The following is a 12,761-nucleotide window of genomic DNA, read 5'->3' as shown; positions in this document are numbered from 1 at the left end:
ACAGGAACTAGGCATGATCGGCGCGCTCGCCCGCAAGTTTTTCGGCTCCGCCAACGACCGGCGGGTGAAGGGATATCAGTCCCGCGTCAACGCGATCAACGCGCTGGAGCCCGAGGTCTCGAAGCTCTCCGACGAGGCGCTCAAGGCCCGCACCGCTGACTTCAAGAAGCAGCTTGCCGAGGGCAAGACGCTGGACGATTTGCTGGTGCCAGCCTTCGCCACCGTGCGCGAAGCTGCCAAGCGCACGCTCGGCCAGCGCCATTTCGACGTCCAGCTGATCGGCGGCATGGTGCTGCACGAGGGCGACATCGCCGAGATGAAGACCGGCGAAGGCAAGACGCTGGTGGCAACGCTCGCGGTCTACCTCAACGCGCTCGCCGGCAAGGGCGTCCACGTCGTCACCGTCAACGATTACCTCGCCCGCCGCGACTCCGCCTGGATGGGCCAGATTTACGGCTTCCTCGGCCTGACCACCGGCGTGATCGTCCATGGCCTCGACGATGCCGAGCGCAAGGCGGCCTATGCCTGCGACATCACCTACGGCACCAACAACGAATACGGCTTCGACTATCTCCGCGACAACATGAAGTACCGGCTCGAGGACATGGTCCAGCGGCCGCATTTCTATGCGATCGTCGACGAAGTCGACTCCATCCTGATCGACGAAGCGCGCACGCCGCTCATCATCTCCGGCCCGCTCGACGACCGTTCCGACTTCTACAACACCATCGACTCGTTCCTGCCCAAGCTCGACAAGAGCGACTACGACGTCGACGAGAAGCAGCGCACGGTGACGCTCACCGAAGCCGGCATGGAGAAGATCGAGAAGCTGCTGCGCGATGCCGGCCAGCTCAAGGGCGAGTCGCTCTACGACGTCGAGAACGTCTCCGTCGTGCACCACATCAACCAGGCGCTGCGCGCCCACACGCTGTTCACACGCGACAAGGACTACATCGTCCGCGACGACGAGGTCGTGATCATCGATGAGTTCACCGGCCGCATGATGCAGGGCCGCCGCTATTCCGAAGGCCTGCACCAGGCGCTGGAAGCCAAGGAGCACGTCCAGGTCCAGCCGGAGAACCAGACGCTCGCCTCGATCACCTTCCAGAACTATTTCCGGATGTACGAAAAGCTCGCCGGCATGACCGGCACGGCGCTGACGGAAGCCGACGAGTTGTTCGACATCTACAAGCTCGAGGTCGTGGAGATCCCGACCAATCTGCCGGTCGCCCGCCTGGATGAGGACGACGAGGTCTATCGCACCCAGAACGAGAAATACGCTGCGATCCTGGCCGAGATCGAGCGCGCCAATGCGCGGCTGCAGCCGGTTCTGGTCGGCACGGCCTCGATCGAAAAGTCGGAGGTGATTGCCGAGTACCTCAAGAAGCACGGCTACCGGCAGATCGACTTCGGCAACGAGAACTCGATGCAGAAGCTGTACGCCGCGGCGCGCGCCAACAAGCCGGCAAAGCTGTTCGCGGTGCTGAACGCGCGCTTCCACGAGCAGGAAGCCTACATCGTTGCCGAGGCCGGTGTTCCCGGCGCGATCACGATCGCGACCAACATGGCCGGCCGCGGTACCGACATCAAGCTTGGCGGCTCGCTCGACATGCGGATCCAGCAGGAGACTGCTGATATCGCGGACGAGGCCGAGAAGGCCAGGAAGATCGAGCAGATCAAGGCCGACATCGAGCACTTCCGCGAGATCGTCCTGAAGGCCGAGGAGACCGTCGAGATCGAGCCGGCAAAGGGCTCGAAGCCGGCCAAGACCGTCAAGAAGCCGGGCGGCCTCTACATCATCGGTTCGGAGCGGCATGAATCCCGCCGCATCGACAACCAGCTGCGCGGCCGTTCCGGCCGTCAGGGCGACCCCGGCCGTTCGAAGTTCTTCCTGTCGTTGGAAGACGATCTGATGCGCATCTTCGGCTCGGATCGCCTCGACAGCATGCTCCAGCGTCTCGGCCTGCAAGAGGGCGAGGCCATCATCCATCCCTGGATCAACAAGGCCTTGGAGAAGGCGCAGCAGAAGGTCGAGGCCCGCAACTTTGACATCCGCAAGAATCTGCTCAAGTTCGACAACGTCCAGAACGACCAGCGCAAGGTGATCTTCGACCAGCGCGTCGAGCTGATGAAGGACGACAGCGTTGCCGAGACCGTCACCGACATGCGCCACGCCTTCATCGACGATCTCGTTGCCAAGCACGTGCCCGAGCATGCCTATGCCGAGCAGTGGGATGTCGCCGGCCTGAACGAAGAGCTGAAGCGCGTGCTCGATCTCGACCTGCCGGTCCAGGACTGGGCCAAGGAAGAGGGCATCGCCGACGAGGAGTTGCTCAAGCGCATCGAGACCCGCGCCGACGAGCACATGGCAGCCAAGGTCGGGCAATGGGGTCCCGACGTGATGCGTTACGTCGAGAAGACCATTCTGCTGCAGACGCTCGACCATCTCTGGCGCGAGCATCTGATCATGCTCGACCATCTGCGCCAGGTCATCGGCCTGCGCGGCTACGGCCAGCGCGATCCGTTGCAGGAGTACAAGACCGAAGCCTTCAATCTCTTCCAGGAGATGAGCGCGCACCTGCGCGAGGCCGTTACCGCGCAGCTGATGCGGGTCGAGATCGTCCCGCCGGAGCAGGAGGCGCCCATCCTGCCGCAGATGGAAGCGCACAAGCTCAATCCGGATACCGGCGAGGACGAAATGGCGCTCGCCAGCGTCACGCTGGCCCCGCAGGCCACGGATGCCGCGCTGCGCGATCCGAAGAACCCTGCCAGTTGGGGCAAGATCGGCCGCAACGAGGACTGCCCCTGCGGCTCAGGCAAGAAGTACAAGCACTGCCACGGGCGGTACGCGTAAGCGGTTTAGCTCTCTGTCGTGCCCCGCGAAGGCGGGGCATCCAGTACGCAGCGGCCTCTCGGCTCAATCACGACCCTCTCGGAATACTGGATCGCCCGATTAAATCGGGCGATGACAGGTGTGCGTGTGGCGCGCAATTCTCGTAGCGGCGAGAAAGCGTAAAGCCGCCCCTCAATTCGAGCTATCGATCAAGCTCTCCAGCAGCCGCTTGAGCTCGCTGGTCGGCTTGTCGCCGTAGCTCTCCAGGATGTGCTCCTCCTGGTCGACCGCGAGCGAGTTGAGCTTCTTGCACAGCACCTTGCCGCGGTCGGAGATGAACATCAAAACCTTGCGGCGGTCGTTCGGGTCCTGCACGCGGTAGACCAGCGTGTCGGAGACCATGCGGTCGATCATCTTGGTCAGCGTCGGATGGTTGAGCAGCACAGCGTCCGCAAGCTCGCCCATCGAATGGCCGTCGCCATCCGACAGCACTTTCAGGATGCGCCATTGCTCGACGGGAACCCCCTCCTTGCTCAACCGCAGTTCGAGCTGCCGGTTGATCTCCCGGTTTGCTTGCGCGAGCAGGTAAGCGAGGTGTTCGGTGATTGGAGCGTTCATTTTTGCCACGGCTAAGACTTCGTCTTGACCCAAATGAGTGAATGTCTTGCAATCAATGCTGCTTCTATATGCACTTCAATTCTTGAATATTCAATATTTTCAAAATAGGATGATTGCACAACAAAAGGGCGGGTGCCGCGGCCGCCTGCTCAATGTGCTTTCAGGTCTGGTACCAGACAGGAGTTGGCGTGCGCGCGACGGTAAACTTCCCGGCACACGGCGGTCCGGCGTTGCCGCCGTCCTTGCTGTTCAGGAATCTGTCGTCATCGGCGGCTGATGGTGCGTTGTCGCCCAACGATCATGCCTTTCTTCGGCGTCGCGGTACGAACAAGCTGCGCGTCGGCTGCTTCATCTGCTGCACCGGCTCGCCCGGCATCTGGGGGCCATGCGCCACCAACACCGCGCAGCTCGCGGTCGCCGAGATCAACAAGCGTGGCGGCATTTTGGGGCGCGAGATCGAGCTGTCGATTTATGATGCCGGCGGTCCGCTCGACAGTGTCCTGAACCGCGCCGAGCAGGCGGTCGTCGACGACGAGATCGATCTCGTCGTCGGCATGCACACCAGCGCGGTTCGTGTCGCGCTCCGCAAGATCACCACGGCAAACCGGATCCCCTACATCTACACGCCCGTCTATGAAGGCGGCGAACTGACGCCAGGCGTCATGGCGATCGGCGAAACGCCGCGCTGGCAGAGCCGTCCTGCGATCCACTGGCTGGCCGACGTCAAGAACGCGGCGCGCTGGTACCTGATCGGCAGCGATTATGTCTGGCCATGGCAATCGCATCGCGCGGTGAAGCGTTACATCAAGGAAACCGGCGGATGCGTCGTCGGCGAGGAGTTCGTTCCTCTTGGCGAGGACAACCACGAGCCGCATCTGGAGCGGATCCGCGCCGCAAGACCGGACGTCGTCCTGATCTCGCTGATCGGCACGGACAGCATCACCTTCAATCGCGCCTTCGGCGAGTGCGGTCTCGCCGCGACGACGTTGCGGCTGGCCGGCGCGATGGACGAGACGGTGCTGCTCGGCATCGGCGCAGACAACAGCGAGAACATGTTCTGTGCCTCCGGCTATTTTCCCGGTGTCGGGTCGCGCGCCAATGACGATTTTCAAAGCCGTTATCGCCAGATGTTCGGACCGAACGCCGCGCCGATCGGCTCGCTAGGCCAGTCCAGCTACGAGGGCCTGCGTTTCCTTGAAGCCGTCGCGAACAAGGCCGGTTCGTTGGCGATGGGGCCGATGCTCGCGGCGGGGCGCAACATCGATTACGGCGGCGCGCGCGGCCCGGTGGTCGTTCGCAACGGTCACGCCCGGATGCAGATGTATCTCGCCGAGGCCGATGGCCTCGACTTCAAGCTGATCAAGCCGGTCTGACGCCACGCGTGGCAATCAGCGCATGATCCGCTCTAAAATAATACTTGAAAAGGAAAATATTTCCGTCTCTAGTATCAACGCGATGCCGATTGGCCCGCGCCGTGCAGGCCCGAGCCCAGCGGCTGTCCGTTCAAAGCCAGGGATCAAGAAGCCTCAAGGAGCGCGCCGTGACAGTTGTCCTTCCCACGCCAGCCCAACTTCGCAGCGTCGCCGAGCAGTGCGGTCTCGCACTGACCGACGCCGACGTGACATCGTTCCGTGGCCTGATGCAGGGCTCGATCGATGCCTACAACCTCGTCGGCGCGATGCCGGACGAGGTGCCGGAGGTGAAATATCCGCGGACGCCGGGCTACCGGCCGTCGGCGGAAGAAAATCCGCGCAATGCCTGGTATCGCAAGTCGAGCGTGAAGGGCGCCCCGGCTGGCAAGCTCAAGGGCAAGACCGTCGCGCTGAAAGACAACATCATGCTGGCCGGCGTGCCCATGATGAACGGCTCAACGACGCTGGAAGGCTATATCCCCGATTTCGACGCCACCGTCGTCACGCGCATCCTGGATGCCGGCGGGGAAATCCTCGGCAAGACCCACTGTGAATCCTTTTGCATGTCCGGCGGCAGTCACACCAACGCGGTCGGCGCGGTGCATAATCCCTACAAGATGGGCTATTCGGCCGGGGGCTCGTCCTCGGGCAGCGGCGTTGTCGTTGCCTTGGGCGAAGCCGACATGGCGATGGGCGGCGACCAGGGCGGCTCGATCCGCATGCCGTCCTCGTTTTGCGGCACCTACGGCATGAAGCCGACCTGGGGCCTCGTGCCCTACACCGGCATCATGCCGATCGAGATTTTCGTCGATCACACCGGTCCGATGACGGCGACCGTCGCCGACAACGCGCTGCTGCTCGAAGTGCTCGCTGGCGATGACGGCTACGATCCCCGCATCAAGGCGCCGAAGGTGGAGGAATACACCAAGGCGCTCGGCCAGGGCGTCAAGGGAATGAAGATCGGCATCTTGAAGGAAGGCTTCGAGCAGGCGACTGCCGAGGCCGCCGTCAATGAAAGCGTGCGCGAGGCCGCAAAGCGTTTCAAGGATCTCGGCGCCACTGTCGAGACCGTCTCTATCCCGATGCATCTCGCCGGTCCCGCGATCTGGACACCGATCGGTACCGAGGGCATGACCCAGACCATGATGTATGGCGACGGCTACGGCTTGAGCCGGTCCGATCTCTATTCGACTTCGCTGATGGACTTCCACCGCGGCTGGCGCCGGCAGGCGGACTCGTTGTCCGAGACGACAAAGCTGTTTCTGTTGCTGGGCACCTACATCAACAACACCTTTGGACCACGCTACTACGGCAAGGCGCTCAACATTTCCCGCCGCCTGACTGCGGCCTACGACAAGGCGTTCCGCGAATACGACCTTTTGCTGCTGCCGACGACGCCAATGAAGGCGACCAAGCTGCCGGAACCGACGGCCAGCCGCGAGGACTACGTCGCCCGTGCCCTGGAGATGATCTCAAATACCGCGCCGTTCGACATTACCCATCATCCCGCGATGTCGTTGCCCTGCGGCATGGTCGACGGGCTGCCCGTCGGCCTGATGCTGGTCGGCCGCATGTTCGAGGAATCCACCATCTACCGCGCCGCGCACGCCTTCGAGCAGATCGGCGACTGGAAGAAGATGTGAGAGAGGAATTAGTGCAGACGAACGGAACAGCATCGCATGGCTAACGCGTTCGTCGCGGCTTTCGAGATCCTGAGCTTCGGCGCGATCATCGTCCTGATCGTGCTGGGGCTCGGGATCATCGCCAGCATGATGGGCATCTTCAACTTTGCGCAGGGCGAGTTCGTCCTGCTCGGGGCCTACATCACCTATCTCGCCTACGCCAAGGGCCTGCCGATCTGGACCGGCATGGTTGCAGCGCCTTTCCTGGTCGGTGCGCTCGGCTTCGTGCTGGAGGCGCTGATCATCCGCCGCTTCTACGCCGCGCCGATCGTGGCCATGCTCGGCACCTACGCGCTCGGCCTCATCATCCGCGAATCCGTGCGCGGCCTGATCGGCGGCTTCTATCTCACCGTGCCCGAGCCGATCGGCGGCTCGATCGACATCGGCACCATGCATATCTCGGCCTGGCGCTTCACCATCATCGTCATCACGCTGCTGGTGATGGTCGGCTGCTATCTCCTGCTGTCGCGCACGAGCTTTGGTCTGCGCATGCGCGCCACGCTGGAGAACCCGTCGCTGGCGCGCGCATCCGGCATTTCGACGCCTCTGATGTATGGCGCCACCTTTGCTTTCGGCTCCGCACTGGCCGGCCTTGCCGGCGCGCTGATCGTGCCGGTGTTCAGCCTCTATGCCGATCTCGGCATCCGCTTCCTGATTCAGGGCTTTGTCGCCGTCATGGTCGGCGGCGTCGGGTCGTTCATCGGCCCCGTTGCCGGCGCCGGCGTGATCGGCACGCTCAGCGCCGCGCTGCCCTGGGTCATGGCGCCCGTGGTCGCCGATGTCCTCGTTTTCGTTCTCGCCATTGCCTTCATCAAATTCCGGCCGCAGGGCCTCATCGCTGGAAAAGGGGTTTAGTCACATGTTCGATCGTCAGCTTTCGCGCCGCCGCTTCCTCTCCAATTTCGCTTTCGCCTCCGGCGCGGTCGCAACCGGGGTGGGAAGCTGGGTGATTCCGGCGCCGTGGGCCAACGCGGCCGAAGCGCCGATCAAGGTCGGCATCGCAACCGATCTCACCGGTCCGATTGCGTACGCCGGCACGGCGGACGCCAACGTCGCCAAGATGCTGGTCAAGCAGATGAACGATGCCGGCGGCCTGCTCGGCCGACCGCTCGAGCTCTATATCGAGGACACCGCGTCGAATGAATCGGTCGCTGTCGGCAACGTGCGCAAGCTGATCCAGCGTGACAAGGTCGACATGGTGCTCGGCGGCATCACCTCGTCGATGCGCAACGCGATCAAGGATCCGATCGTGGCGCGCGGCAAGACGCTCTACATCTATCCGCAGCTCTATGAAGGCAAGGAGTGCACGCCCTATCTGTTCTGCACCGGGCCGACCCCGGCGCAGCAGTGCGACGAATTCATCCCCTGGCTGATCAAGAACGGCGGCAAGAAGTTCGCGCTGCCCAGCGCCAATTATGTGTGGCCGCACACGCTCAACGTCTATGCCCGCAAGGTGATCGAAGCCAATGGCGGCGAGGTCGTGTTCGAGGAATATTACCCGCTCGACCAGGTCGACTTCTCCGCGACCGTCAACCGCATCATCTCCAACAAGGTCGACGTCGTCTTCAACACCGTCATTCCGCCGGGCGTCGGCCCGTTCTTCAAGCAGCTCTATGAAGCCGGCTTCCTCAAGAACGGCGGGCGCCTGGCCTGCGTCTACTATGACGAGAACACGCTGAACATCAATCAGGCCGCCGAGATCGAGGGCCTCGCGAGCTGCCTCGACTATTTCAAGGTGCTGACCAAGGAGAGCCCGTTCGACGCAAAAATCCAGGCGGCCTACGAGAAGGACTTTCCGGGCAACTTCCTGTTCGCCGCCGGAAGTGCCGCGACCGGCACCTATCGTGGTCTGAAGCTGTGGGAAGCTGCGGTGAAGGAAGCCGGCAAGGTCGACCGCGACTCGGTCGCCGCCGCGCTCGATCACGCCAAGATCGCGGAAGGGCCGGGCGGACCGGCCGAGATGGTGCCGGGCAAGCGCCACTGCAAGATGAAGATGTACACCGCGGTTGCCAAAGCCGGGAACTACGAGATCGTCGGACGCAGCGACGGTCTGGTCGATCCCAAGGAATGCTAAGGTCAAATGCCGAAGTCGATGGGCGCAGTGAAACAGGTGATCCCCGCCGAGATTGGCGGGGAGACGGACGTGGCAATGGCTGAACGCGAAACGGCGGCGCAAGCTGCCGCGGAACGAAAGATCCTGCCATTCGTAGAGGGCGTGGCGCTCGTCGCCGCGCTCGTCGCGCCATTTGTGCTGCAGGACTACCTCACGGTGTTTGCAACGCGCGTGATCATCCTGGCGCTGTTCGCGCTGTCGTTCGACCTGGTCTGGGGCTATGCCGGCATCATGAGCTTTGGCCAGGCCCTGTTTTTCGGCTCGGCCGGCTATGGTGTCGCGCTGCTCGCGCGCGATCTGGATATCACCAACATCTTCCTGGTGCTGCCTGCGGGCACGCTGATCGGCCTCACCTTCGCGTTGCTGCTCGGCGGCTTCCTGCTGCTGGGCCGGCACCCCTCCAGCGTGATCTTCGTGTCGCTCGGCACACTGACCGGCTCCTACGCTGCCGATCGCCTTGCACGCGGCTGGTATTATCTCGGCGGCCAGAACGGCATTCCTTCGATTGCGCCGATGACGCTCGGCGGTTACGAATTCTCGGAAGGACCGGCGTTCTATTATCTCGTCCTCGGCATCCTCATCGTCGTCTACCTGCTCTGCCGCTTCCTGATGCGCTCGCAGTTCGGTCTCGCGCTTGCGGGCCTGCGCGAGAACGAGCAGCGCATCGCCTTCTTCGGCTACAAGGTGCAGCATCTGAAGGCGATCATCTTTGCGATCGGCGGCGCCATCGCAGGGCTCGCCGGGAGCCTTTATGCGTTCCACGAAGGTTTTGTCTGGCCCAATATGGTCGGCGTCGTGGTCTCGACGCAGGTGGTGCTCTACGTGCTGTTCGGCGGCTCGGGCACGCTGATCGGTGCTGTCATCGGCGCGGTCATCGTCGAGGGCGTCAGCTTCTGGCTGTCGGACAATTATCGCGACATCTGGCCGATCATTCTGGGACTGTTGCTGCTGCTCGTGATCCTGTTCCGGCCGCTCGGCCTGATCAGTTTTGTCCTCGGCGAGCGCGAGCGGGTCGGCAGCTTCGGTGCCAAGCCCAAGGAGACTAAGGAGAAGCGCAATGCCGCTTCTTGAAGCCGCGGGCATCTCAAAGATATTCGGCAAGCTCACCGCGCTTGATGACGCAGCACTCACCGTCGGCGAGAACGAGTTTCACGGCCTGATCGGCCCGAACGGCTCCGGCAAGAGCACGCTGATGAAGTGCATTGCCGGCGCCGAGGTGCCGACACAAGGCAAGGTGAGCTTCGTCAACACCGACATCACAGCGTTCACGCCGACCGAGCGGGCGCGGGCCGGCATGAGCCTGAAATTCCAGATCACGAGCGTGCTGCCGTCGCTGACGCTCTACGACAACATCCTTCTCGCGCTGCAGGCGCAGTCCTCGCTGCTTGACCTCGTGTTCTCGCGCACCAGGAATGCGCTGCATGATCAGGTCATGACCATGCTGACGCAGTTCCGTCTCGCCGACCGTGCCTTCGATGCGGCGGCCGCGCTGTCGCACGGCCAGCAGCAATGGCTGGAGATCGCGATGGCGCTCGCCGGCAAACCCAAACTCCTTTTGCTGGACGAGCCGACCGGCGGCATGAGCCTGGAGGAGCGTCGCGTCACCGGCGAATTGCTGCAGCCGATCAAGCGGCATTGCTCGCTCGTCATCGTCGAGCACGACCTCGATTTCATCCGCGACATCTGCGATCGCCTCACCGTGCTCGACCAGGGCAAGGTGCTGGCATCGGGCACCGTGTCCGAGATCCAGGCCAACAAATCCGTTCAGGAGATTTATCTGCGCCGTGCCTGAATTTTTGGACATCAAGCATCTCGACGCCGGCTATGGCCGCAGCCAGGTCCTGTTCGACGTCAATCTCGGCATTCCCTGGCGCGGCGGCGTCGCGGTGCTCGGGCGCAATGGCGCGGGCAAGACCACGCTGATGAAGACCATCGTCGGCGAATTGCCGGCGTGGAAGGGCGAGGTCGGCTTCGATGGCCGCGACATCAGCCGCCGCCGGCCCGAGGAGCGCGTCCGCGCCGGCATCGGCTACGTGCCGCAGGAGCATTCGGTGTTCGCGCGCCTCTCTGTGCGCGACAATCTCGCCGTCGGCTCGCTCCTCAACAAGGATGCCACCGCCGTCGACCGCGTGCTGGCCATCTTTCCGAAACTCGGCCAGCGCCTCGACCAGCCTGCCGGCACGCTCTCCGGCGGCGAGCGTAAGATGCTCGCGATCGGCCGCGCCATGCTCGGCGATCCAAAACTGCTGCTGCTGGACGAGCCGACCGAAGGCGTCTGGATCGGCGTGATCGAGGAGATCACCGAGCGCCTGATCGAGCTTGCGAAAGAGATCGCCGTCATCATCGTCGAGCAGCACCTCGACCTCGCGCTGCGCGTCGCCGACTACGCCTACGTGCTCGACCGCGGAAGGGTCGCGCTGCAAGGCGCGGCCGGCGAGGTGAGGGGCAATCCGGAATTGATGCGGTATCTGGCGCCGTAAGCGAAAAGCCCGCTTACTTCACCGCGCCAAACCGGCTGTCGAACGAGTTCGACGACACCACAGGTGCTGCACCGGCCATCTGCGCGCCGTCAGCCGCACTATCTCTCACCGACGGTTTCAGCGCGGGCCGCGTTGCTGCAACCTTGGTCTCGGCAGGCTTTGCCGGCTCAACGGGCTTTGCGGCCGCCACAGCATTATCCTTGGACTTGTCGTGGCCGGGCACGAACCGCGTTACTGCGGCTTTCAGCCTGGAGGCCGTGCTCGGCGCTGCGGGCGCGGGGGTCACCGACGCGGTCGCTTGCGGCGCTGAGGCGGTCGCCGTCGTGTCCGCAGTGCCGAGGCCCATCTTGCGGCCGAGATTGGAGAAGAAGCCGCCGGATTTCTCGGCCGAGGCGACGCGGGTGTTGGTCGCGGGTGCGACCGCAACGACAGGTTCTTGCTGCGGAGCTGCCGCGGCGGGCTCGAGGTTCGGCTTCGGTGGGTTGACGGTGCCTGGGATCGTGCCCGGCGCCTTCGACATCGCCAGCATCTGCAGCGTATTGCCTTCGGCGCCTTCCGACAGGCCGGTCGAGCCTTCCGGAATCTTCGCGGCAAAGATCTTGTTCATGCCGCCGTCGATACCGGTGTTCATGCGCGCCACCGGCGTACCCTTGGAGACGAGCTTGTTGTATTCGGCCTCGTCGCGCTGCTCTTTCTCGCGCACGGCGCTGGCGATGTCCTCGGGGATCACATAGGCCGGGCACTTCGCCGAGGCATCGAACACGGGATCGCGCTTGGCATCGGGTGCCTTCGCGGCATCGAACACGTACTTCTTCTCGCAGAAGTCGACCTTCGGCTCCTGCCGCGTCACCTCGAAATGATCATAGCCTTCCTTGATCATCTTCCAGAAGGCCATGTTCGGATTGTTGCGGTGCTTGGCCATGTTCACCGGCGTCATCTTGAACGGATACGCCTGGAACTGGAACGCCTTCTGGCCGCCGAAGAAGGACTCGCGCCCCAACGAATAGATCTCCGCGATCTGCTCGTCCGTCATCGCGTAGCAGCCGCGCGACGAGCAATCGCCATGCACCATCAGCTGCGAGCCGGTACGGCCGAGCGCCTTGTCGAACGCGTTGGGGAAGCCGGTGTTGAACGAGAGGTAATAGGCCGACTGCGGATTCATCTGGCTCGGATTGATCGAGTAGAATCCTTCTGGCGCCTGGCGATCGCCTTCGCGCACCTTCGGACCGAGGTCGCCCGACCAGCGGCAGATCGGATAGGTCTTGAGCAGTGCGAACTGGCCGGAGCGGGTCTGCTTCCAGATCTCGAGCTCGGCCTCCGACTTGAACAGGCGGATCAGGATCGGCGATTGCAGATCCATGTCCTTCTCGCCCATCGCGGCGACGAGCTTTGGCGAGACCGGCTGGTTGGCCTTGGCGTTGGTCGCGAGCGAGACCTGGTCGGTGTCGCAGCCGGCCAGCACAATGCTGGCGGCAAGCGCGACCGAAGCCAAAAGCGCACGAGCAAGCGAGCTAGCAGTCAAGACGAACCCCACAACGTTCCGGGCAAGAAGCGCGAACCCCGATCTTTGAAGCATGGCCTGACCGGATGTCCGGACTTGATTCAGACCAAGCCCCAGCGCTG

Annotated in this window: 10 protein-coding genes; 8 read left to right on the top strand and 2 right to left on the bottom strand. The window is 63.3% G+C overall.

Going from position 1 to position 12,761, the window contains the following annotated elements:
- Window positions 1-13 precede the first annotated feature (13 nt).
- Window positions 14-2,854: a preprotein translocase subunit SecA gene (gene secA / locus ABID59_RS34880; RefSeq protein WP_354086377.1), complete on the top strand. Its 2,841-nt coding sequence runs from the start codon at window positions 14-16 to the stop codon at window positions 2,852-2,854.
- A 171-nt stretch (window positions 2,855-3,025) separates the two neighbouring features.
- Here secA and ABID59_RS34875 read toward each other — a convergent pair whose 3' ends face one another.
- Window positions 3,026-3,451 carry a MarR family winged helix-turn-helix transcriptional regulator gene (locus ABID59_RS34875; RefSeq protein ID WP_148751963.1) on the bottom strand — a complete coding sequence of 142 codons (426 nt, stop codon included), beginning with the start codon at window positions 3,449-3,451 and terminating at the stop codon, window positions 3,026-3,028.
- A 188-nt stretch (window positions 3,452-3,639) separates the two neighbouring features.
- On the opposite strand from ABID59_RS34875, the gene ABID59_RS34870 reads away from it, so the two are divergent.
- The 7 genes from ABID59_RS34870 to ABID59_RS34840 all read left to right on the top strand — a co-directional run bounded on the left by ABID59_RS34870 (window position 3,640) and on the right by ABID59_RS34840 (window position 11,138).
- Window positions 3,640-4,824 carry a substrate-binding domain-containing protein gene (locus ABID59_RS34870; RefSeq protein ID WP_246229934.1) on the top strand — a complete coding sequence of 395 codons (1,185 nt, stop codon included), beginning with the start codon at window positions 3,640-3,642 and terminating at the stop codon, window positions 4,822-4,824.
- A gap of 167 nt (window positions 4,825-4,991) precedes the next feature.
- Window positions 4,992-6,506, top strand: a complete 1,515-nt coding sequence (locus ABID59_RS34865; protein WP_354086376.1) for an amidase — start codon at window positions 4,992-4,994, stop codon at window positions 6,504-6,506.
- A 36-nt stretch (window positions 6,507-6,542) separates the two neighbouring features.
- Window positions 6,543-7,400 carry a branched-chain amino acid ABC transporter permease gene (locus ABID59_RS34860; RefSeq protein ID WP_148751960.1) on the top strand — a complete coding sequence of 286 codons (858 nt, stop codon included), beginning with the start codon at window positions 6,543-6,545 and terminating at the stop codon, window positions 7,398-7,400.
- Between the two features lie 4 nt (window positions 7,401-7,404).
- Entirely contained in the window at window positions 7,405-8,619 is a 1,215-nt protein-coding gene (locus ABID59_RS34855; RefSeq protein ID WP_354086375.1) for a substrate-binding protein, read from the top strand.
- Window positions 8,620-8,625: 6 nt separating this feature from the next.
- Complete coding sequence (locus ABID59_RS34850) at window positions 8,626-9,729, top strand: branched-chain amino acid ABC transporter permease (protein WP_354086374.1); 1,104 nt, start codon at window positions 8,626-8,628, stop codon at window positions 9,727-9,729.
- The gene (locus ABID59_RS34845; RefSeq protein ID WP_354086373.1) at window positions 9,716-10,450 is read left to right on the top strand and encodes an ABC transporter ATP-binding protein; all 735 of its coding nucleotides are present in this window, start codon (window positions 9,716-9,718) and stop codon (window positions 10,448-10,450) included. Before ABID59_RS34850 ends, ABID59_RS34845 begins: the two co-directional genes overlap by 14 nt.
- Complete coding sequence (locus tag ABID59_RS34840; protein WP_354086372.1) at window positions 10,443-11,138, top strand: branched-chain amino acid ABC transporter ATP-binding protein; 696 nt, start codon at window positions 10,443-10,445, stop codon at window positions 11,136-11,138. The genes ABID59_RS34845 and ABID59_RS34840 overlap by 8 nt, the downstream gene beginning before the upstream one ends.
- Window positions 11,139-11,151: 13 nt before the next feature.
- On the opposite strand, the gene ABID59_RS34835 is transcribed toward ABID59_RS34840, so the two are convergent.
- Window positions 11,152-12,660 (bottom strand): L,D-transpeptidase family protein, encoded by a 1,509-nt coding sequence (locus ABID59_RS34835; protein WP_502916850.1) that lies wholly within the window; start codon window positions 12,658-12,660, stop codon window positions 11,152-11,154.
- Window positions 12,661-12,761 lie beyond the last annotated feature (101 nt).

Source organism: Bradyrhizobium sp. S3.3.6 (assembly GCF_040546905.1).
Lineage (GTDB): Bacteria > Pseudomonadota > Alphaproteobacteria > Rhizobiales > Xanthobacteraceae > Bradyrhizobium > Bradyrhizobium cytisi.
This window is presented reverse-complemented; position numbering and strand designations above follow the sequence as displayed.